Origin of the sequence: Bacillus alkalicellulosilyticus, from assembly GCF_002019795.1 — a bacterium.
GTDB classification, from domain to species: domain Bacteria; phylum Bacillota; class Bacilli; order Bacillales; family Bacillaceae_F; genus Bacillus_AO; species Bacillus_AO alkalicellulosilyticum.
Genome location: NZ_KV917381.1, coordinates 3,192,389 through 3,215,344 on the forward strand (window position 1 = coordinate 3,192,389; position 22,956 = coordinate 3,215,344).

The following is a 22,956-nucleotide window of genomic DNA, read 5'->3' on the forward strand; positions in this document are numbered from 1 at the left end:
CCCCCCATTACTTCATCGCTGGCATGCTTTCTGATGCGAATGTAATTGATTCTAATACTTTTAATAACGCTTCAGCTGTATCTAATGATGTTAAACATACAACTCCATTTTCAACAGATTCTCTACGAATTCGGAAGCCATCACGTGCTGGTTGTTTTCCTTTTGTCAGTGTGTTAATCACAAACTGAGCTTGTCCTTCACGAATAGTGTCAAGTAAGTTCGGTTTTACATCTCCAATTTTATTGACAACAGTGACTGGAATATTTTCAGCAGTTACTAACTTAGATGTTCCTTCCGTAGCCATAATCGTAAAGCCGATACGGTGGAAACGACGAATTAAGGCCATTGCCTCATCTTTATCTTTATCAGCTACTGTAAACAAGACTGAACCATGACGAGGAATTTTTACACCTGATGCAATTAAGCCTTTGTATAAAGCTTTTTCTAGTGTATAGTCTCTTCCCATTACTTCCCCAGTCGATTTCATTTCAGGTCCTAGCGTAATATCTACTCTTCTTAATTTTGCAAAAGAGAACACTGGAACTTTTACTGATACTTGCTTACTTTCAGGGTGGTAGCCTGTCTCATATCCAAGCTCAGGTAATTTTTTACCTAAGATGGCTTTTGTAGCGACATTGGCCATTGGTACACCTGTAATTTTACTTAAAAATGGTACTGTACGACTTGAACGAGGATTTACTTCAAGCACATAAATTTCATTGTCATGAAGGACAAACTGAATGTTGAGTAAACCAACAATTCCTAATCCTCTTGCTAATGCAATCGTTCGGTCGATAATTTTTTCTTTCACGTCAAACCCAAGTGTTTGTGGTGGATACACAGCAATGGAGTCCCCTGAGTGAACACCTGCACGTTCGATATGTTCCATGATTCCAGGAATATAGACGTTTTCACCATCAGATATCGCATCGACTTCAATTTCTTTACCTGTTAAATAACGGTCAATTAATACTGGATGCTTTGGATTGATTTTTACCGCAGTTTCCATGTAACTTAGTAATTCTTCTTCTTGATAAACAATTTGCATCGCACGTCCACCAAGAACGTAAGACGGTCTTACTAACACAGGATAACCAATGTCAGTTGCTATCGCTACAGCTTGGTCAACTGACGTCGCAGTTTTTCCTAACGGTTGTGGAATTCCAAGCTGTTGTAAGGAAGCTTCGAATTTATCACGATTTTCTGCACGGTCCATATCTTCAAGAGATGTTCCGAGAATTTTCACTCCACGGTCCTGTAGGTCTGCAGCTAAATTGATTGCAGTTTGTCCACCGAATTGAACAATGACTCCCTCAGGCTTTTCCTGTTGAACAACATGCATCACATCTTCAATTGTTAATGGTTCAAAATATAATTTATCTGACGTACTGAAGTCAGTCGAAACCGTTTCTGGGTTATTGTTAATAATTATTGCTTCATAACCAGCTTCTTTAATCGCCCAAACTGTATGAACGGTTGCATAGTCAAACTCAATCCCTTGACCGATTCGAATCGGACCTGAACCAAGTACAAGGATACTTTTCTTTTCTGATACAATTGATTCATTTTCTTCTTCATAGGTGCTGTAATAATATGGTGTAGCCGATTCAAACTCAGCCGCACATGTATCAACCATTTTATACACAGGCATGACACCTTGTTGCTCGCGTAATTCATATACAGCTTTTTCATCCATATCCCAAAGCTTTGCAATAATCGTATCTGAGAACCCACGCTCTTTAGCTTCCACTAATAGGTCATAGTCACCTTTGTTTTCAACAAGTTGTTTTTCAAGCTGAACGATATATTCAAGCTTTTGTAGGAAGAAACGGTCGATTTTACTTAGCTCCCAAATTTGTTCGATTGTGTATCCACGGCGGAATGCTTCTCCAATAACAAACAATCTTTCATCATCAGGAACAACAATTCGTCTTTCAATTTCATCGTTCTCAAGTTGTTTCATCGACTCAACTTCGATATGATGAACGTTAGCTTCTAGCGAACGTACAGCTTTAAGCAATGATTCCTCAAGATTCCGTCCCATCGCCATAACTTCACCTGTTGCTTTCATTTGAGTTCCTAACGTACGGTTAGCTGACTCAAATTTATCGAAAGGCCAACGTGGGATTTTACTTACGACATAATCTAGTGATGGTTCAAAGCTAGCATATGTTGTTTTTGTAATTGGGTTTTTAATTTCATCAAGTGCATACCCTACTGCAATTTTCGCCGCCATTTTAGCAATTGGATATCCTGTTGCTTTTGATGCTAAAGCAGATGAACGGCTTACACGAGGGTTAACCTCGATAATATAGTAATTAAAGCTATCTGGGTCTAATGCAAGCTGAACGTTACAGCCACCTTCAATCCCTAATGCACGAATGATATTTAATGACGCGTTACGCAATAATTGATATTCACGGTCAGATAACGTTTGGCTTGGCGCAAAAACGATGGAATCTCCCGTATGTACTCCTACAGGGTCAAAGTTTTCCATGTTACACACAACAATCGCTTGGTTTTTTGAGTCACGCATCACTTCATACTCAATTTCTTTAAAGCCAGCAATGCTTTTCTCAAGTAAACATTGAGTAACAGGACTATACTTTAATCCACTAGTTACAATTTCAATTAGTTCTTCTTCATTTGAAACAATTCCGCCACCTGTTCCACCAAGTGTGTATGCTGGACGAACAATGACAGGATAGCCTACTCTTTCAACAAACGTGTATGCTTCTTTTAAATTATGAATGATATCACTTTCAGGAACTGGTTCTCCTAGCTCGTTCATAAGCGTACGGAATAAATCACGGTCTTCTGCTTTTTTAATGGCATCTAAACTAGTTCCTAACAACTCGATATTATACTCTTTTAAAATTCCCGATTCATCAAGTTCTACCGCCATATTTAAGCCAGTTTGTCCCCCAAGTGTAGCTAACAAACCGTCTGGTCTCTCTTGACGAATAATACGGCTAACAAATTCAAACGTAATTGGTTCAATGTATACTTTGTCGGCCATCGTCGTATCTGTCATAATCGTCGCAGGATTCGAGTTAATTAAAATAACTTCATACCCTTCTTCTTGTAACGCTTGACATGCTTGAGTACCTGCATAATCAAATTCTGCTGCTTGTCCAATCACAATTGGACCAGAACCAATGACTAAAATCTTTTTAATATCAGTACGTTTTCCCATCGTGTCTCCCCCTAGTTAAGCTTTTACTTTTCCGTTTTTATGTTCTTCAATCATGTTAATAAATTTATCAAACAAATGAATTGAATCTTCTGGACCAGGTGATGCTTCCGGATGGTATTGAACACAGAATACAGGGTGATCCAAATGCTCAAGTCCTTCAACTGTTCCATCATTAACTGATACATGAGTGACTTTTAATCTTGTGTCTTTTAATGAATCTTCTACAACTGCATAGCCGTGATTTTGTGATGTGATATCAATTTTTCCTGTTTCAAGTTCTTTTACCGGGTGATTGGATCCACGGTGACCAAACTTTAATTTATCCGTTTTTGCTCCACAAGCAAGTGCAATTAATTGATGTCCTAGGCAAATACCAAATGTAGGAACCTTTCCGATAAGTCCTTTAATTAGTTCAATTCCTTCTTGTACATCCGTTGGGTCCCCAGGTCCGTTAGAAAGCATAATTCCATCTGGGTTTAATCCTAATACTTCTTCAAGTGACGCATTATAAGGAACAACGATAACATCTGAATCATAATGAATTAAGTTACGTAAAATTCCATGTTTTGCTCCGAAATCAACAAGCACGATTCGATATTTACGACCTGGTGCGTGATATGGATCTTTTGTAGAAACATGATTTACTTGGTCAGTCATTAATGGCATATCATTTAATTCTTTTACTACTTTATCAACGTTGACTTCCATGTTACAAAGTCTTCCTTTTAATGTACCATGTTGGCGAATTAATCTTGTTAGCTTGCGCGTATCAATTCCTTCAAGACCAGGAATGCCTTTGAATTTTAAAAGAGCATCAAGTGATTCTTCACTTCTCCAATTGCTAGGGTATTTTGCTACTTCTTTTACAATTAGTCCATGAATCGCTGGTTCAATTGATTCAAAGTCATCGCGGTTAATGCCGTAGTTTCCGATAAGTGGATAGGTTAGTGTAACGATTTGTCCACAATACGATAAATCGGATAAAATTTCTTGATAACCTGTCATCCCTGTATTAAATACAACTTCTCCACTTTTTTCGATGTCACTTCCGAATGCTTTTCCAACAAATACTGTGCCATCTTCCATAATTAATTGTCTTTTCATTGTTGTTCCCCTTTCTTCCAAACCAGTTTTCCTTCAACAAATGTATGTGTCGGCCAGCCTTTACAAGCCCAACCTGTAAATGGTGTATTTTTCCCTTTAGAAGCAAAATTCTCTGGATTAATCTCCTCTTGATGCTCTAAATCAATCACTGTAATATCCGCTAGCGCTCCTACTTCTAATGTTCCATATGGAAGGTCAAATGCCTTTGCAGGTTTTACAGTCAACCAATCCACTAACTGCTTTAATGTTATAATTCCTTTTTCAACAAGGTGCGTATATAAAAGTGGAAACGCTGTTTCTAGTCCCACAATTCCAAACGGAGCCTTTTCCATCCCTAGTGCTTTTTCTTCTGCAGCATGTGGAGCATGGTCAGTTGCAATAAAATCAATTGTTCCATCTAATAAACCTTCAATTAACGCATCTCGGTCTTCTTTACCACGAAGAGGTGGATTCATTTTATAATTCGGGTCCATTCCTGGAATATCTTCATCACACAACAGTAAGTGATGAGGCGTTACTTCAGCCGTCACATGAATTCCTGCTCGTTTTGCATCTCTAACTGCACGAACGGAACCAACAGTACTAATGTGACACACATGATAATGCGCGCCTGCAGCTTCAGCAAGTAGGACATCTCGAGCGATATGAACAGATTCACACACTGAAGGAATTCCTTTTAGGTTATTCTCTTTCGAAAATGTTCCTTCATGAACAGCTCCACCGAAGATAAGAGTATCCTCCTCACAGTGGGCTACTATTGCTTTATTAACTTTTGCGGCTTCTTTCATGGCCGCTAACATCATCGCTGCATTTTGAACGCCTACACCATCATCCGTAAACGCAAAAGCTCCCGCTTCTTTTAATCCTTCAAAATCCGTTAAGTCTTTTCCTAATTGCCTTGTTGTAATTGATGCATATGGAAGAACTCGTACAACCGATGTTTCCTTAATTCTATTTTGAACCCACTCCATTTGTTCTTTTGTATCAGGCACGGGTCTTGTATTTGGCATTGGTGCTACTGTTGTGAAACCACCTTGGGCAGCTGCTTTAGAGCCTGTTTCAATCGTTTCTTTATGTTCTCCACCTGGCTCTCTGAAATGGACGTGAAGGTCAAGCATTCCTGGTACGATTAATTGGTTAGTAACATCGATGACTTGGGCATCTTCACGACTTACCTTCTCTGCAACTTGAATTATCTTCCCATCGACAATTAAAATTTCTTTTTCTTCTGTCGTTCCATTTTCAGTAAGGACTTTTCCTTTGGTTAATACAATTTTCATTACATTCCACCCCCGCTTTTTTCAATGGCTCTTTTTAGTACAGCCATTCGTACCGCAACCCCATTTGTCATTTGTTTAAAAATTCTTGAGCGTTCACATTCCACTAGTTCGCTTGCTATCTCAACCCCTCTATTAATCGGAGCTGGATGCATGATAATACTTTCTTTTTTCATTCGAAGCTCTCGTTCTAGTGTTAAACCAAATTGTTCATGATAGTCACTTTTTTCAGTAACCATTTTTACAGCATGTCTCTCATGTTGAATGCGAAGCATCATCATCACATCGGCCATCTCAACCGCGTCATCGATATCGATAAACTTGCCATATGGAATCGAATCATCAATCCATTGTCTTGGCCCAGAAAACCAAACGCTAGCACCTAAGCGGTGAAGAACTTCAGCATTTGAGCGCGCGACTCGACTATGGCGAATGTCTCCGACTATTACGATTTTTAGTCCTTCAAATGTTTCAAACTCTTGCTTAATCGTTAATAAATCAAGCAGTGATTGAGTTGGATGATGTCCGGTTCCATCGCCACCATTAATAATGGGAATTGATATCGGACCAATGAGTTCATTAAAATAATTATCTTGCTGGTGCCGGATAACAACGATGTTCGTTCCAATCGCTTCAAGCGTTCTGACGGTATCGTATAACGTTTCTCCCTTTTTAACACTTGAAGAATCTGCTTCGAAATTTAACACTTGTAACCCTAACTTTTTCTCAGCTACTTCAAAGCTAAATTTCGTTCTTGTGCTTGGTTCAAAAAATAAATTAGAGACAAACGTTTCACGATTAGGTTGCCAGCGGTCACCATCTAAAAACTGTTGAGCTTGGTCTAATATTTGATGTATTTCAAATGTATCTAAAAGTGGCATTGTTAATACATGCATCCGGTATCTCCCTCTCTTCCAACCTTGATTCCCTATAATCAAAATTGTTACACACCTAAAATTTATATCGTGTCCTAACGTCTAAAAAAAACACCCTAAGTTCCTTACCTTAGGGTGTAGGAAAGCACAGGAAAACGAGTGATTCCTTTGCTTTCTATACCCTTCTAAGTCTCTCGTACTTAGTTAAAGGATACTTCTATTTAACTGCATCTTGCGTTTCTGAAACTTCTTCAAACATTGGTGTTTTTCCGTAGCTATCTTCTTTATCAGGCATGACTAAGTGCAGAATAATCCCTACAATTGCAGCTAAAGCCATACCAGGAATTTGAACCTCATCGGTTACTTGTATGAAAGCACCACCTATTCCAAGTACAAGGATGACAGATGAAATAATTAAGTTTCGTTTAATCCCAAGATTAATACTGTTGTCTATTAACATCCGTAACCCTGAAGATGCAATGACTCCGAATAGCAAGATGGAAATTCCACCCATAACAGGAGTTGGAATTGTTGAAATGAAGGCAGCAAATTTCCCAGCAAAACCGAGAAGAATCGCGATAACCGCTGCTCCTCCTATAACAAAGACGCTAAATACTCTTGTAATTGCGATTACCCCAATGTTTTCACCATATGTTGTATTTGGTGGTCCACCAATTAATGAAGCAAGTATTGTTGCGACCCCATCCCCCGCAATCGAGCGGTGTAGTCCAGGGTTTTTAATGAAATTTTTACCAACAACTTTACTCAGTACCATTTGGTCTCCAATATGTTCAGAAATCGTGACAATAGCAACGGGAACCATGATTAATAGAATAGCCCACGATACGCTAGGAGTATAAGTGACAAACGGTATGATAAAGTCTGGAGCGACAAACCAGTCTGCTTCTTTTACAGGGGTCAGGTCTACTAACCCTTGATAGTATGCAAATATATAACCACCAATGATTCCAAACAAAAACGGTATAAGTCCAAAAAATCCTTTAAAGAAAATTGCAGATAAAATCGTAATAAGTAACGTGACAAAGGCTACTAATAAAAAGGTTCCATTATAAACGTCGAACCCGTTAATTTTCTCATACATTGCCATATTTATAGCAACACCTGCTAAGCCTAGTCCAATAACCATAATGACTGGTCCTACTACTATCGGCGGTAAAATGGCTAGTAACCACTTTACTCCTGCCCCCTTTATGATGAGAGCAACAATACCATATACGAGTCCGGCAAAAAAGCTACCAATCATTGCCCCCTCAGGTCCTCCAGCAGCGGAAGCCGCTATAATTGGAGCGATAAATGCAAAGGATGAACCTAAATAGGCTGGTACTTGTCCTCTTGTAATTAATAAATACGCTAATGTACCTAAACCACTTGATACAAGCGCCACAGCAGGACTTAGCCCTACATAGAATGGTACTAGAATTGTCGCACCAAACATTGCAAACAAATGCTGCAAACTTAACACAAGCCACTTATCAAGTCTTGGTATTTCTCTCAAACCTACATCTCTTTGGTTTTCCATATACATCCTCCTCGTTCTCACAACGATTTTCTATTTATTTTGCTCAATGCTAACCTCATCAATTCCATCAATTTCCTTCAGTTTTGCTTCGATCACTTCACTTTTGGACGTCGGTACATTTTTGCCAATATAATCGGGGCGAATCGGCAATTCACGATGGCCACGGTCAATTAACACTGCCAATTGAATTTGCGCTGGGCGTCCAATGTCAATGAGAGCATCAAGTGCAGCACGCACTGTTCTTCCTGTGTAGAGGACATCGTCAATTAAAATTACTTTTTGCTCTGTAATGTTTGGGATATCAGAACCCATGAGGACAGGTTCCTTTGATGTTGTCTTCACAGAAAGGTCATCACGGTACAATGTGATATCAATTTCTCCAACGGGAATCGACTGATTTTCAATTTGCTTGATTTTCTCAGCCAACCTATTGGCAATATAAATTCCTCTTGTTTTAATCCCAACTAATACGCAATTCTCAATGCCTTTGTTACGTTCAATAATTTCATGTGCAATTCGCGTAATCGCTCTGCGAATAGCCGCTTCATCTAGTATGACTCTAGCCATTTTTTCACCTTCTTTTTAGGTACTATTGACTTAGAATGAAGTGAGCGCATAAAAAAACCTCTCACCGAATGATGAGAGGTTAGATGCATACAACAAATAGACATAGCTATGGCTACTGTTCATAATACTCCGCTTCCTTCTCAGCCTCACGGGACTGTAGTTAAAGGACTATTAAATTACTTTTAATTATTCCAAACTTCGACAAGAAAGTCAACTATCTTTTCGCTTTAAATATTCTAAAAGTTCAACCATGTCTTGAGGCATCGGAGCTTCAAACTCCATGTACTCATCTGTCGTTGGATGAGTAAATCCAAGGACCCCAGCATGTAACGCTTGTCCATTAATATCTAACGTTTTCTTTGGACCATATTTCGGGTCACCCGCTAACGGAAATCCAATATATTTCATATGGACACGGATTTGATGCGTTCTTCCCGTTTCAAGTTGACACTGGACATGAGTAAAGTCTTTAAACCTGTCTAATACAGTAAAGTGAGTAACCGCATCACGACTATTCTCTTCGGTAACGGTCATACTTTGTCGGTCTTGTTTGTCACGTCCTATCGGAGCATCAATTGTTCCCGTATCATGGGCAATCACACCGTGAACGATGGCGTGATAAATTCTAGTCGTTGTTTTTGCTTTTAGTTGCTCCACGAGAGAATGATGGGCACGGTCATTTTTGGCAACCATTAATAAACCTGACGTATCTTTATCAATACGATGAACAATCCCTGGACGAATCACTCCATTAATGCCAGATAAGTCTTTACAATGGTGCATTAAGCCATTCACAAGAGTGCCTGTATAATGCCCTGGAGCAGGATGAACAACCATACCTCTTGGCTTATTGACAACGATGACATCATTGTCTTCATAGGCAATATCTAGCTCCATCTCTTCTGGAATGACTTCAAGCACTTCTGGTTCAGGGATTTCAATGACAACCTCGTCTCCAGCTTGCATCTTATAATTACTCTTTACAGTGGAGCCATTAACCGTTAACTGTCCATCTTTAATCCATTGTTGAACTTGACTGCGTGACCAGCCTTCTTCAAGTGTTGATATGACTTTATCAATTCGTTCGTTTTGATGCTCTTCTGTCATTTTCCATTCAAATTGTTCCATTTATTTACTCCTTTTTGCTTTCCTTTCTTCATCGATAAATTTAATCATCATGAGTCCGACACCAATCACAAGTGCAGAATCAGCAACATTAAAGATAGGAAAATCGTAAGTAATGATATACGTATCAATAAAATCTACAACTTCTCCCCGAAAAACACGATCGATAAAATTCCCAATAGCGCCCCCTAATAACAGCCCCAAGGAAATACCAAGAAAGCGGCTCTTTTTTGCTTCTTTTTGTATGTAGTATATTAGAAAAACGATAACGATAATCGTCACAATGTAAAAAAACCACATCTGACCTTGTAAGATTCCAAACGCTGCTCCTTTATTACGATGTGACGTAATGTAAAGAACATTTTCAATAATTGTAATTCGCTCGCCCAGTTCCATCGACTTCACGATATACCACTTCGTAATTTGGTCTAGAACGATAATAACAAGTGCAAGAACATAATAATAATAAACCAACGTTTCATCCTCCATCTCTCAACATCACTACGATAGCATTTTAGCATAAAAAGGGGGATGTGTCCCCCTTACTTATCATTTAAATACTGGTCATAGTGAATATTTCGTTGAAAGTCCACAGAATCATCTCCACGGTATCCTTCAATGTCGGTTGATACGAAAGCTTCTATTTCTTCAACATATCCAATCAATTCCCCGGTTTCATCTAAAGAGGAATCTTCAAATATCATTGAATTTTCATTAAAGCGAGCAACGGCTTGCCATGAATCTTCTGCATCAAAAGACATGTTTTCGTTTTCTTCATCGCCGTCGAAATTAAATTTATCAAAGTTACCAAGGACTTCTTCCTCAACCGGTCGACGTACACTTAGTTCACCTTTTGAATGCTCTACAGTTGTTCTAGCTGTTGGGTAAGCCTCAAGTCGTTCTTGTGAAATCGGTTGGCCAGTTACTTCACATATCCCATATGTTCCATTTTCGAACTTTCGGAGAGAATATTGGATATCTTCAATTTCTCTTTCCAAATTTTCTTTTAAGGCTAAATCCTTCTCTCGTTCATATAACTCAGTCCCGGAATCCGCTGGATGATTATCATATTGCGAAAGTTCACCAGTGGAAAGCGCAAGACTGTTATCAAACCCAAAGTGGTCAGTTTCTTTCAACCGTTCCTCTAATTTTTGTAATCGCTCTTCTAATTCAAGTTTGATGTGAGTATATTGTTGTTCCACATTATCCCCCCATTCCCAGGTTGTTTGAGCAACGTACTAACTCCTTACTATTTTCTCCGCAATTCCCCGCATTAGCCGAAACAACTTTTGACAGAGCGATAAAAAGGGTGTACTTTCCTTTTTTATCGCTCTGTGCATGGGCGAAGCCGCTGCAAAGTTTTTCAAAAATGAGTTGGGGGTCCCAACTCTTTTTTCAGCGTGCGGAGCCAGGCTCTTGGCTCATCTATTTGCTAACGGACCTACGTTCCGCTATTTGGATAAAAATCGAGAAAATCTTTATTTATCGGACCCTCAGTCCTCTATTTCTTCATTTTCACTTTAATTTGCGTGGTTTTCATTAAAATAAGGTCATCTGTGTCCGTTACATTTAAAAATTTAGTCAAGTCCAGAATAATGTGTAAATTACTTAGCTACAATGTTACAACCTATAATGATATATAGTTAGTTTTTGATTTTGGTTACTTGGAAGGGGGGACCCCCTTCCAAGTAACCAAACTCTCGCTTCGCGCGGCTCGCTGGTTTAGGGCTTTAGAGTATATCTCCTATTTAACTGAAGGTTTTCATTCTCCATTAATAGCGCTCCAATTAATCGAAAAGCTGATTGTGTATTTGGAAAAATACGAATGACTCTTTCTCGTCTTCTTATTTCCTGATTTAGACGCTCTAACGAGTTGGTACTTGATAGGTGTCGTTGATACATTTTTGGTTCATTTAAATATTGAATGGATTCTTCAAATCCGTCTTCAAGGATTTCAATTGCCTTCTTCAACTTGGGATTATCTTGGTGATTCATGAGAAGGTCATCTTTAAATTTCCTTGCTTCTTCACAAGAGATTGTTTGGTATATTCTTCTCAATTCTGCTATGACCTGGCTAGACCCTTTTTTGGGAAGTTTATTAATGATGTTTCGTTTAAAGTGAACGGAACACCTTTGCCATGAAGTTCCGATAAATTCTCGGTCTATAGCCTTTTTTAATCCAGCCTGGGCATCAGAGACAATAAGTTTAGGAGATTGGAGTCCTCGCGCTTTTAAATCACTGAAGAACCCTTGCCACGCCTCGAAACTCTCAGCGTGGTCTATTTTTAATCCAATAACTTGCCTCTTTTTTTCCTCATCCATTGCCGTCATAAGATAGACTGCTTTGGGTACAACTTTATTATGTTCACGCACCTTAATATACATGGCATCTGCATAGAGGTAAGGAAAATACTGGACATTAAGTGGTCGATTAGCCCATTTATTCACAACAGGATCAAGCTTCTCCGCTAGGGACGAAACAAATGATTTGGATACACTTTCTCCGCAAAGTTGTTCTACAATGTTTTTTACTTTTCGTGTCGACACCCCATTTACCACCATTTCTAACATAGAAAGAGTTAGTGCTTGGTCTACGCGAGTAAACCGTTCAAATATAGAAGTTGAAAAGTCTCCTTCTCTTGTACGAGGTACACGTAATTTAATTTTTCCAATACTAATCAGTAGCTCACGCTCATAATATCCATTACGTTAATCCCGGCGTTCTGGAGAACGCTCATAGGCAGATGCTTGTAAATGCTCATCCCGTTCTTTCTCCATAAACTCATTAAGAACTAATACAATTGAAGATTTTACAACTGCATCAATATTCGAATTCATCACAGATTCTTTTAAAACATCAATATCTAGGTTAAACTGTATTTGAGTCATTTTATATTCCCTCTTCTCATGTTTTTCGTGGTTGTTAAACATTGTAGCCAAGAAGGTATAAAATGACTCTTTTTGTTTTTACACAATTATACGGACTTAATCAAAAATTTCTGTTTTAAAGCGAAATAAAGGACTCACGGTCCGTTACGACCTGAACAAAAGAAAAAACACTCGGAGTATTATTTTCCCCGAGTGTTTCTTTTTTTAATAATGCTTTGTTACTGTTTCCGTACAAGTTGGACACAGTGTTGGATGATTAGGGTCTTTACCAATTTCTTTTGTCACAATCCAGCAACGTTCACACGTTTCACCTTCTGCTTTTTCAACCACAATTGCAATGTCATCAAAGGTTTCAGCGTTAGCTGGTGTACTTTCCTTTGATCCCGCGATTGTCGCCCCAGAGACAATAAACAACTTGTGTAATTGGTCGACATTTTCTAAAAGTTCTTTTGTTTTATCAGTTGGATAAAGAGTTAATGAAGCTGTTAATGACTTTTTAATCACCTTTTCATTTCGTGCATTTTCTAATGCTTTTAAAACGTCGTTTCGTACGTCCATGAAACGGTCCCATTTTTCTACTACAGCCTGGCTGTTAGAGTAATCAACAGCAGTTGGCATATCTGTTAATTGAACACTTTCTTCTGTAACAGCAGGGATGAACTGCCATACTTCATCTGCTGTGTGAGGTAGGATAGGTGTCACTAACTTTGTTAATGCCACTAAGATGTCATACATTACCGTTTGAATGGAACGACGGGCATGACTATCTGCATGGTCAATATATAATGTATCTTTGGCGATATCTAAATAGAATGAACTTAATTCAATCGTACAGAAATTATGGACGGCATGGAACACAGTCGAGAATTGATATTGGTCATACGCTTGATTTACTTTGCCGATAATATCGTTTAATTTGATTTCCATATATTGATCAAGCTCTGGCAATTGAGCAAATTCTACTCGGTCTTGAGCCGGATTAAAATCAAATAAGTTACCAAGTAAGAAACGGAATGTATTTCTAATTTTACGATAGACTTCAGATACTTGCTTTAAGATTTTATCGGATACGCGTACATCTGCTTGATAATCAACAGAAGCTACCCATAGACGTAAAATATCCGCGCCTAATTGCTTCATGACATCATTAGGAACTACAACATTCCCAATTGACTTACTCATTTTTCGCCCTTCCCCGTCAAGAGCAAATCCGTGACTTAGCACGCCTTTATATGGTGCTTTACCTGATACTGCTACACTTGTTGATAATGACGAGTTAAACCATCCTCGGTATTGGTCTGAACCTTCAAGGTAAAGGTCAGCGGGACGTTGTAAATCATCTCTTTCTTCGAGTACCGCTTGATGAGATGAACCTGAATCAAACCAAACATCCATAATATCCATTTCACGAGTGAATGTTCCATTTGGACTATGTTCTGAAGTAAATCCTTCTGGCAATAGATCTTTTGTATCCCATTCAAACCAGATGTTTGAACCATGTTGTCTAAATAGGTTGGAAACATGGTCAATCGTTTCATCGCTTACAATCGGTTCATTATTTTCCCCGTAGAAAATTGGAATTGGAACACCCCATGCACGTTGTCTTGAAATACACCAGTCGCCACGGTCTCTTACCATGTTAAATAGGCGAGTCTCACCCCAAGTAGGAATCCAATTAACTTCTTTAATCGCTTGTAACAACTCTTCACGGAAGTCTTTGATTGATGCAAACCACTGAGCTGTCGCACGGAAAATAACAGGTTTCTTGGTTCTCCAGTCATGAGGGTAAGAGTGAGTAATGAATGTTAATTTTAATAACGCTCCGACTTCCTCTAGTTTTTCAGTAATCGGTTTATTGGCATTATCATAAAATTGTCCTTCAAAACCTGGAGCTTCTTCTGTAAATACACCTTTATCATCAACAGGGTTCAAGACGTCTAACCCATATTTTTTTCCAACAATATAGTCATCTTCCCCGTGTCCTGGAGCGGTATGAACACAACCTGTTCCTGCATCCAGAGTGACATGGTCACCACACATGACGAGTGATTCACGGTCATATAATGGATGCTGGGCAACTACATACTCCAGTTGTTGACCTTTCATTGTACGAACAACTTCATAATTTTCCCACTCTAACTCTTTTTCTAAAGATTCAAGCAAGCCTGAAGCTACAACGTATTTTACTCCGTTTACTTTGACCACGCTGTATTCAAGGTCTGGGTGAACTGTAATTCCAAGGTTGGCAGGGATCGTCCATGGAGTTGTTGTCCAAATAACAATTTTCTCATCCTGTTCAAGGACTCCTTTACCATCTTTTACATCAAACGCAACAAAGATAGAAGGAGAGCGTTTATCATGGTATTCAATCTCAGCTTCTGCTAGGGCTGACTCAGAAGACGGAGACCAGTATACCGGTTTTAAACCTTTGTAGATGTATCCTTTTTTCGCCATGTCGCCAAACACTTTAATTTGTTGAGCTTCATATTCTTTATCAAGCGTAATGTATGGATTTTCCCAATCTCCTCGAACTCCTAGTCGCTTAAACTGCTCACGCTGACGATTGACTTGTTCTCTCGCATATTCTTCACAAAGTTTTCTGAACTCAGCTACACTTAGGGATTTTCGATTCACTTTTCCGTTTTTCGTTAAAGCTGTCTCGATAGGTAAACCATGGGTATCCCAACCTGGAACATAAGGAGCATGGAACCCACTCATTGACTTATAACGAACAATAAAATCTTTTAATACTTTATTTAAGGCATGCCCCATATGAATATCTCCGTTTGCATACGGAGGACCGTCATGAAGGATAAACATAGGTCTGCCTTTTGTACGCTCTTGTACTTTGGCATAGATATCAGCAGCATCCCAATCTTTTTGCATCTCTGGCTCTCGGTTTGGTAAATTTCCACGCATCGGAAATTCAGTTTTCATCATTAGTAACGTGTCTTTGTAATCCATTGTTTTTTTCATCCTCCTCATTTTCCACACAAAAAAGCCCTCTCTCCCAACTAGGGACGAGAAGGTTACCCGTGGTACCACCCTATTGAACTAAAGTAACAGTTCACTCAAAATTCGTAACGTGAATCAATCGCTATAGCCTACTTGAAAAAACGTTCGGTATAGAACTCTAGGGTGATTTTCTCTTTATCTCTTTAACTAGGCTCACACCATCCCTAGTTCGCTTGGTAAAGTTGAATAAAGGTACTCTCCCTGTCAATGTCATTTGATTATTATTATTGATTGGTATTGTATGATAAAAACAAAACATTAGTCAAGAAAAAAGACTAAAAATAATGATATTTTTAATCTTTATTCCCACTTTATCTTAATTTATTCATGATTGTTACTTTGAAAGTCTTCTTCAGGATTGGCACTGATTTCATCCCAATCATCACTTTGAAGCATTTCTAATTGAGCTTCCACTAACATTTTAAAACGGATTCGATACACAGAAGCTTGTTTTTTCAATTCCTCATTTTCAATCATGATTTTTCGTGATTTAGAAAGCGCATCATTGATAATTCGGTCCGCGTTTTTTTCAGCTTCTTTAACGATAAGCTGTGCTTCTTTTTGAGCATTACGACGGACTTCTTCGGCAGATTCTTGAGCAATTAAAATCGATTTATTTAACGTTTGTTCGATATTATTAAAATGCTCTAACTTTGTTTCGAGGTCTTGCATCTTTTCAAATAAATCCTTTTTTTCGCGAAGTACAGCTTCGTAGTCTTTAATGATCTGGTCTAAAAATTCATTTACTTCATCTTCATCATAACCACGAAAACCTCGAGTAAATTCCTTATTGTGAATGTCAAGGGGTGTTAAAGGCACACACTCCACCTCCATACGTGAGTATTATTTCTTCGTTAAGTAACATTATTCGACAAAGAATCTTGCATTCCTGCAAAATACAAAAAATTATTTTAATTTTCCATAATGAATTCTCCATTTTTCTTTCTTCGTTTGGCCTTCAATGGAAAGTAACTTGCTGCGACCTAAGCCTCGAACAGATAAATGGTCACCCTCCTGTAATTGGTACGACGATTGTTCGATGACCTTCCAGTTCACCTTCACATAGCCACGGTCAATATAAGGCATGACTTTTGTACGAGACAAACGATATATTTCAGATAACATGACATCCAGTCTTAATGATGAAACCGTTCCTGTCTGTTCTATCCATGTTTCATTATTACTAATTTGCTCCAAATTTGAAATTTGATTCAAAGAGATCGATGCTCGTCCAACGGTTGTTAAATTTGCTCGTACAAAATCGGCCGTTTCTGCCGCAACAAAAAATTGAATACGACTGTCCTCACCAAAAAGAATATCACCAAACTTTTCTCGTTTTAACCCTAAGCCTAGTACTGAACCTAGCACATCTTTATGCTGTATCGTTACAAACTTCTTTGGATAATCCAACTCAAAGCATTCGATTTGATAATCAGTCTCTTCAATTTCATCATATGGAGGAAACAATATCGCTCTTTTTCTTTCAGAATGAAGTTGGCCTCCCCAAAAGGAAAGGCCAACTTCATCAGATTTTCCAACAAGCTGAGTAACAATTTGCTGTTCGCGAGGATCTAAGAAATCCGTTAATTTCCTTGTATATCGAAGGCTAACATCAGCCTTCCAATTTAATACTTTATCAACAAAAGTTCGCTCTTCCTCTCGGAAATGCTGGTATATTGACATATGAATCTCGCCTTAAGAGAAAAGTACTGTTACACCAATACGCGCTAAGTGTAATGTTAGTATAGCTACGATTGGAGAAATATCTATCATTCCTAACGGTGGAATAAACTTTCGAAACGGTGCTAAAAATGGCTCTACGAGTGAACCGATAAATTGACCAATACTTGATTCACGAGCATTCGGAAACCAAGACATTAAAATATAACCAATAATCATCCAAGAATAAATCTGCAAAGCAAAATATAGTAAACTTCCTATTCCTGACATCTACTTCACCACCTTTTTCATTCAAAGCTGTCTTCGAACAAATCTGTTATAGATCCCGACACTTCCACATTATCTGGAGTGCATATAAATATATTCGCACCTAACTTTTGAATATTCCCTTCTATAGCATACACTGTTCCGCCTAAAAAATCGACTACTTGCCTTGCTTCTTCTTTTGTTGCCATTGATTGGAGATTGATAATAACCGTTCTGCGGTTTTTTAATTGGTCTGCAATATCTTGCGCTTCATCATATGACCTAGGTTCATGCAAAATGACCTTTGCCGTATTCTTAACGGTCTGCAATGCAACTACATTTTGCCCCTTTGTTCTTCGTCTTTCAGGAATCTCTTCTTGCGTTACTGCTGTTTCGTCTATGTACTCTTGTTGTGTTCCTTCATCTTCCAATTCAAAAAAACGTTTGAACTTTGATTTCAATTCCATTCTCTCCCCTCCTAAATGTTATTCTTCATTTCCTACTAAAGATGAACCTAGTCTCACAAACGTTGCTCCTTCTTCTATCGCAATGACATAGTCATTTGACATCCCCATTGATAACTCTGTACACGGTGCATAGGGTAATTGTAGAGCTTGTACATCTTCTTTTATCTTTCGTAGTCCTTGAAATACAGGTCTTGTGTCTTCTGGGTTAGCCTCATATGGCGCCATCGTCATTAAACCTACCACTTCAATGTTAGGATAATCCTTAAGGTTTTCAACAAATGGGATAACTTGATCTGGTTGAAGGCCAGCCTTCGTATCTTCTCCAGAAACATTAACTTGAATAAAACATTTCATTATTTTATTTTCTTCTATTCTTTTTTGGATTTCCTCTGCTAAAGAAAGACGGTCTAACGAATGGATATATTGAAATTTATTAATCATCTTACGTACCTTTTTCGATTGGAGAGAGCCAATAAAGTGCCAAGTCGCATCAAGGTCTATTTGCTCCACCTTTTCAACGCCACCCTCTACTCGATTTTCTCCAAGATGTAAAACGCCTGCTACAATCGCTTCAACCGTTCTTTCTTTACTAACATATTTAGTTACAGCAATAATATTTACGTCAGATGTCTTTCGATTGGCACGCTGACATGCTACCTCAATTTGTTGATTAATTTCTTTTAAATTATCTTTGACCGTCAACGTGTTACTCTCCTTTCATCCCAATGTAGCTCATCATTCTTCCCGTTTGCCCTTTTTCTTTTCGGTGAGAGAAAAACAAGTCCAATTGAGAGGCTGTACAATGATGTGTGACGCTTATGTTTTGTATTGGAATTCCTTCGTTTTCTAATAGAAGCTTATTTACTTCTTTTAAATCAAGTAAATAGTGCCCATTTTCTAATGGTGTCGCAAAAGTATCGGTATTCGGTAACACTTTTTCTACTTCTTGTATTACCCTTTCATCGACCTCATATTCCTTTTTCCCAATAGAAGGGCCAATGACACACTGGATTTCTGTTATAGGAACTTTTTCAATGCTTTTCCATTGTTCGATGAGGGTAGCACCAATATTTAATACCGTTCCTTTCCAACCAGCATGTGCAACTCCAATCAAGTCATAGTTTGGTGCAAAAAAGTACAGTGGTACGCAATCAGCATATAAACTCACGAGGAGAATATTTCTCTCACTCGTATACAGCCCATCAATTCCTTTAAGTGAATCATGTAAGGAAAACGCACCTTTGCCTTTATCATTAGAAGCTACCTTATAAATGTTGGCTTGATGAATTTGTTCACCTACAACCCAACAATCAAGCGGAAAACCAATTTTCTCCGCAAGGATTTTTCGGTTAAGACGAACATCCTCATCAACATCACCTACATGAAAACCCATGTTTAACGATTGATACGGAGCACTACTTACTCCACCCGTTCGAATCGAAAACCCTGCCTTCATATCATTTGGTAGCCTCTCATGATTCAATTGTAATATATCGTTATCTGTTTGAATAAAAAGTGGGGAATCGTTCACGACGTCACTTCCTCTACTTCCTATAAGCATTATTATTGGATATTTTCCATTTTAGCATATTTTTCTACATCCTAGTAATGTCTTTCCGTAAAATTCGTCAAAATAACTTGAATTATCATTCCTCAAGGTCAGCTACTCGGACTAAGATGCAATCCGAACCAATTTTTTCGATATTAGCCCATGGAATGACTAGTTCGTCTTCTTTACTAAAAAAGCTCATCATTTTTCCTGTTCCATTTATAATTAGGGCATCTATTTGACCAGAAGACAAATTGATATCTATATCTCCTAAATGTCCTAGCCGCTTTCCATTTTCAATATTGACTATATCCTTTGCTTGTAATTCTGATATTTTTAACATTCTGTCACCTCTTTTATTTATTCCTTAATGTTACATACATATGCTCGTAATTCTTTTCTTAGAAGCACTGTGACAAGCCGCTATATAGTAAAAAAAGCTCTTTTCTCAAAGATTGTTGCTCTACCTATTGAACCATCGTTCACAAAGAAAAAAGCTGACCATTACAGTCAGCTTTTTCTTTACTCAATTAAAGTATGATATTAACTTTGAGCATGTTTATTCATTTGTTGAATTGCTGCTTTCTCAAGACGAGAAACCTGAGCTTGGGATATACCGATTTCATCGGCAACTTCCATTTGAGTTTTCCCTTGGAAAAAGCGCATATTAAGTATCATTTTTTCACGGTCATTTAACCGGATCATCGCCTCGCGCAAGGCAATTTCTTCAACCCAATTCACATCTTTGTTCTTTTCATCACTAATTTGGTCCATCACATAAATGGGGTCTCCTCCATCATTGTAAATCGGCTCAAATAATGAAACTGGGTCTTGGATGGCGTCTAAGGCAAAAACGACATCTTCTTTTGGAACATCGAGAACTTTGGCAATCTCCATGACAGTTGGTTCCCTATCTCGGTTTCTCTGCGACATCAATTGGTCACGAACTTGTAGGGCTTTATACGCAATATCACGTAATGAACGAGAAACACGGATTGGGTTATTATCCCGTAAATACCGTCTAATTTCACCAATAATCATTGGTACTGCATACGTTGAAAACTTTACATTTTGACTTAAATCAAAGTTGTCAATTGATTTCATTAGCCCAATACAACCAACTTGAAAGAGGTCATCAACGTACTCCCCACGATTGTTAAAGCGTTGGATAACACTCAGTACCAATCGTAAGTTTCCATTCACTAGTTTTTCTCTTGCGCTTAGTTCCCCACTTTGAAGTCTTTCAAAGAGGTCTCGCATTTCTGCATTTTTTAATACAGGAAGCTTTGAAGTATCTACTCCACAAATTTCAACTTTATTTCGTGTCAATTCTTTCCCTCCTAACAGGAGATGATGTACAAGTAAAGTATCTCCTTGGGAGGGAAAAATATGCATAAGCTTTCTTTCATTGTTCTAATTAAAAGTGAATTAGAATACATGATATAAGGGCTGAAAACGATTTTATTTTTTTCTTACACCATTTTATTAAATTCTTTTCGGAGCCGTTTTATAATTCTTTTTTCAAGGCGTGATATGTAGGATTGGGAGATGCCCAGCATGTCTGCAACATCCTTTTGTGTCTTTTCTTCATCACCGGCTAGTCCAAACCGTAATTCCATAATTTGCTTTTCACGGTCGTTTAATGTGTACAAAGCCTTAACTAAAAGCTTCCGGTCTACTTTTTCTTCAATACCTTTTGTGATGATATCTTCATCAGTACCAAGTACATCTGATAATAATAATTCATTTCCATCCCAATCGATGTTTAAAGGTTCATCAAATGACACCTCAGAGCGTATCTTATTATTACGACGTAAATACATTAAAATTTCATTCTCAATACAACGTGATGCATACGTTGCAAGTTTTATCTTTTTTTCTGGATTAAATGTATTTACAGCTTTTATAAGTCCAATCGTACCTATGCTAATCAAATCTTCAATGTTAATTCCGGTATTTTCGAATTTCCTAGCAATGTAGACAACAAGACGTAAATTTCTTTCAATCAACATAGAACGAGCGACTTTATCGCCTGTCGGTAATTTTTGTAGAAGGTGAGCTTCCTCTTCTTTTGTTAACGGGGGCGGAAGGGCTTCACTTCCACCGATATAATAGATTTCATCCGATTTAAGCCCTAACTTATACAAAATTCGTTGCCATACTAATGTGAACTTCAATTTTAACATCAAACTGCCTCCTCGTTCATTTCAAGATGTAACTATGCTAATTTTTTACCGTGATTAGTTAAGATAAGTTTTGGGTGGACAATGCATTGATAATCTCCGTCATTTGATAGGTTAGAGTGATTAATTCCAACTAATACTTTTTTAATCTGATGTTCTTCTTCATTACTTTTTATTTTGACGTAATCTGGTTTTAATGCGATTAGAAACTGTTGGTCGTGACCAACGACACGATAAGGTACAATCCTCATTCTCTCTGCAAATGGATGGTCGACCATCATCCCTATTTCTTCTACCTTACTAAGTGTAGCAATCATCTCATCTGATAGAATCGACTGAAGAGCCCGTGCTTCTAATATCATAACAGGTACTCTTGTAATCGGGTCATGGAGTTGATTGCCGCTATCTATGAGACCTTTTACATGTACTAGTTTTTCACCAAAGGATATTTCGACCTCAGTCAATTGGTCATATTGCACTTGTTTGACTTCTATCTGGTTTATTTGTTGTTTCGAAAAATACCAGACTAATGGAAATCCAATCAGTACAAAAAGCCAACTAAATGTACTGCCATACCCTGTTGTCTTTGAAATCATTACACCTTCTAGAACTTCCACATCGGATTGCCAGAAGAAATGTAATGCAAATAGCCCACCTCCTGTCATAAACGTTACAAAATAGAACATAAAGAAATTCTGTAAAAAGTAAGGTAACCGTTTAAATCCGAATGCAATAAAGACAATTGTCAATGAAAACAATAGCTTCATCCATGGTTTATAAAACAGTGAGCCTAATGGAGTAAATAAAAGTAATACAATAGAGGACGCGAATAGTCCAGCTACAATGAGTCTCCAGTGCTTTACATTTCGCTTTAGTGCAATAGCGGTAATATAAAGTAACAACACATCAATACAAAAATTTAAAAACCAGATAACGTCCAAATAAATGGTCATGACGGAGCCTCTCTATTTCAATTTGAAACAAGTATATATCACATCCTATTACTATGTCTGTCATTTCATGACGAAAGAATCGTTGTTATTTTGAAAGATTTTCACCAACTATGTCAAAGGAACAAACATGAGCCATTTTTGAGCGTTCAATAGACAGAGAAAGCTAGTATTATTCTTCTACCTTCACGTTAAGATACTAGACAAGTATAAGAGAGCACCGGACAAGTTGTTATTTAGAATGCACTAAAAAAGGTAGGTTAACTTTTTCCAGTACCGTCGTGATTTTTTTC

General features: G+C 38.0%; 20 protein-coding genes, 1 pseudogene and 1 other annotated feature. All 21 genes and pseudogenes read right to left on the reverse strand.

Annotated elements, in window-relative coordinates; genetic code table 11:
* Nucleotides 1-7 precede the first annotated feature (7 nt).
* Nucleotides 8-3,196, reverse strand: a complete 3,189-nt coding sequence (carB, locus tag BK585_RS16035; RefSeq protein WP_078554793.1) for a carbamoyl-phosphate synthase large subunit — start codon at nucleotides 3,194-3,196, stop codon at nucleotides 8-10.
* A 15-nt stretch (nucleotides 3,197-3,211) separates the two neighbouring features.
* Nucleotides 3,212-4,300, reverse strand: coding sequence for a carbamoyl phosphate synthase small subunit (locus tag BK585_RS16040; RefSeq protein ID WP_078554794.1), 1,089 nt, complete (start codon nucleotides 4,298-4,300; stop codon nucleotides 3,212-3,214).
* Nucleotides 4,297-5,580, reverse strand: a complete 1,284-nt coding sequence (locus BK585_RS16045; protein WP_078554796.1) for a dihydroorotase — start codon at nucleotides 5,578-5,580, stop codon at nucleotides 4,297-4,299. Before BK585_RS16045 ends, BK585_RS16040 begins: the two co-directional genes overlap by 4 nt.
* Nucleotides 5,580-6,473 carry an aspartate carbamoyltransferase catalytic subunit gene (locus BK585_RS16050; RefSeq protein WP_078554797.1) on the reverse strand — a complete coding sequence of 298 codons (894 nt, stop codon included), beginning with the start codon at nucleotides 6,471-6,473 and terminating at the stop codon, nucleotides 5,580-5,582. The genes BK585_RS16045 and BK585_RS16050 overlap by 1 nt, the downstream gene beginning before the upstream one ends.
* A gap of 196 nt (nucleotides 6,474-6,669) precedes the next feature.
* Complete coding sequence (locus BK585_RS16055; protein WP_078554799.1) at nucleotides 6,670-7,992, reverse strand: solute carrier family 23 protein; 1,323 nt, start codon at nucleotides 7,990-7,992, stop codon at nucleotides 6,670-6,672.
* Between the two features lie 30 nt (nucleotides 7,993-8,022).
* A complete protein-coding gene (gene pyrR / locus BK585_RS16060) occupies nucleotides 8,023-8,559 on the reverse strand; it encodes a bifunctional pyr operon transcriptional regulator/uracil phosphoribosyltransferase PyrR (RefSeq protein ID WP_078554801.1) in 537 nt (178 codons plus the stop codon).
* A gap of 210 nt (nucleotides 8,560-8,769) precedes the next feature.
* Nucleotides 8,770-9,687 (reverse strand): RluA family pseudouridine synthase, encoded by a 918-nt coding sequence (locus BK585_RS16065; RefSeq protein ID WP_078554803.1) that lies wholly within the window; start codon nucleotides 9,685-9,687, stop codon nucleotides 8,770-8,772.
* A complete protein-coding gene (gene lspA, locus BK585_RS16070; RefSeq protein ID WP_078554805.1) occupies nucleotides 9,688-10,173 on the reverse strand; it encodes a signal peptidase II in 486 nt (161 codons plus the stop codon).
* Between the two features lie 53 nt (nucleotides 10,174-10,226).
* Nucleotides 10,227-10,886, reverse strand: a complete 660-nt coding sequence (locus BK585_RS16075; RefSeq protein ID WP_078554807.1) for a TraR/DksA C4-type zinc finger protein — start codon at nucleotides 10,884-10,886, stop codon at nucleotides 10,227-10,229.
* A gap of 520 nt (nucleotides 10,887-11,406) precedes the next feature.
* Nucleotides 11,407-12,573 (reverse strand): annotated as a pseudogene (locus tag BK585_RS16080) (IS256 family transposase).
* A gap of 204 nt (nucleotides 12,574-12,777) precedes the next feature.
* On the reverse strand, nucleotides 12,778-15,537 hold the full coding sequence (ileS, locus tag BK585_RS16085) for an isoleucine--tRNA ligase (protein WP_078554808.1): 2,760 nt from the start codon (nucleotides 15,535-15,537) through the stop codon (nucleotides 12,778-12,780).
* Nucleotides 15,538-15,586: 49 nt separating this feature from the next.
* Nucleotides 15,587-15,805, reverse strand: a binding site (T-box leader).
* A 104-nt stretch (nucleotides 15,806-15,909) separates the two neighbouring features.
* Nucleotides 15,910-16,407 (reverse strand): DivIVA domain-containing protein, encoded by a 498-nt coding sequence (locus BK585_RS16090; protein ID WP_139367581.1) that lies wholly within the window; start codon nucleotides 16,405-16,407, stop codon nucleotides 15,910-15,912.
* A gap of 87 nt (nucleotides 16,408-16,494) precedes the next feature.
* Entirely contained in the window at nucleotides 16,495-17,271 is a 777-nt protein-coding gene (locus tag BK585_RS16095; RefSeq protein ID WP_078554812.1) for a YlmH family RNA-binding protein, read from the reverse strand.
* A gap of 12 nt (nucleotides 17,272-17,283) precedes the next feature.
* On the reverse strand, nucleotides 17,284-17,538 hold the full coding sequence (locus BK585_RS16100) for a YggT family protein (protein WP_078554814.1): 255 nt from the start codon (nucleotides 17,536-17,538) through the stop codon (nucleotides 17,284-17,286).
* 17 nt (nucleotides 17,539-17,555) lie between these two features.
* Nucleotides 17,556-17,981 (reverse strand): cell division protein SepF, encoded by a 426-nt coding sequence (locus BK585_RS16105; protein ID WP_078554816.1) that lies wholly within the window; start codon nucleotides 17,979-17,981, stop codon nucleotides 17,556-17,558.
* Nucleotides 17,982-17,999: 18 nt separating this feature from the next.
* Nucleotides 18,000-18,683 carry a YggS family pyridoxal phosphate-dependent enzyme gene (locus BK585_RS16110; protein ID WP_078554818.1) on the reverse strand — a complete coding sequence of 228 codons (684 nt, stop codon included), beginning with the start codon at nucleotides 18,681-18,683 and terminating at the stop codon, nucleotides 18,000-18,002.
* 4 nt (nucleotides 18,684-18,687) lie between these two features.
* A complete protein-coding gene (pgeF, locus tag BK585_RS16115) occupies nucleotides 18,688-19,512 on the reverse strand; it encodes a peptidoglycan editing factor PgeF (protein WP_245805849.1) in 825 nt (274 codons plus the stop codon).
* 115 nt (nucleotides 19,513-19,627) lie between these two features.
* Nucleotides 19,628-19,873: a YlmC/YmxH family sporulation protein gene (locus BK585_RS16120; RefSeq protein WP_078554822.1), complete on the reverse strand. Its 246-nt coding sequence runs from the start codon at nucleotides 19,871-19,873 to the stop codon at nucleotides 19,628-19,630.
* Nucleotides 19,874-20,073: 200 nt separating this feature from the next.
* The gene (sigG, locus tag BK585_RS16125) at nucleotides 20,074-20,859 is read right to left on the reverse strand and encodes an RNA polymerase sporulation sigma factor SigG (RefSeq protein ID WP_078554824.1); all 786 of its coding nucleotides are present in this window, start codon (nucleotides 20,857-20,859) and stop codon (nucleotides 20,074-20,076) included.
* A gap of 143 nt (nucleotides 20,860-21,002) precedes the next feature.
* Nucleotides 21,003-21,716, reverse strand: a complete 714-nt coding sequence (sigE, locus tag BK585_RS16130; protein ID WP_078554826.1) for an RNA polymerase sporulation sigma factor SigE — start codon at nucleotides 21,714-21,716, stop codon at nucleotides 21,003-21,005.
* A gap of 32 nt (nucleotides 21,717-21,748) precedes the next feature.
* Nucleotides 21,749-22,666 (reverse strand): sigma-E processing peptidase SpoIIGA, encoded by a 918-nt coding sequence (gene spoIIGA, locus BK585_RS16135; protein ID WP_078554828.1) that lies wholly within the window; start codon nucleotides 22,664-22,666, stop codon nucleotides 21,749-21,751.
* Between the last annotated feature and the right edge of the window lie 290 nt (nucleotides 22,667-22,956).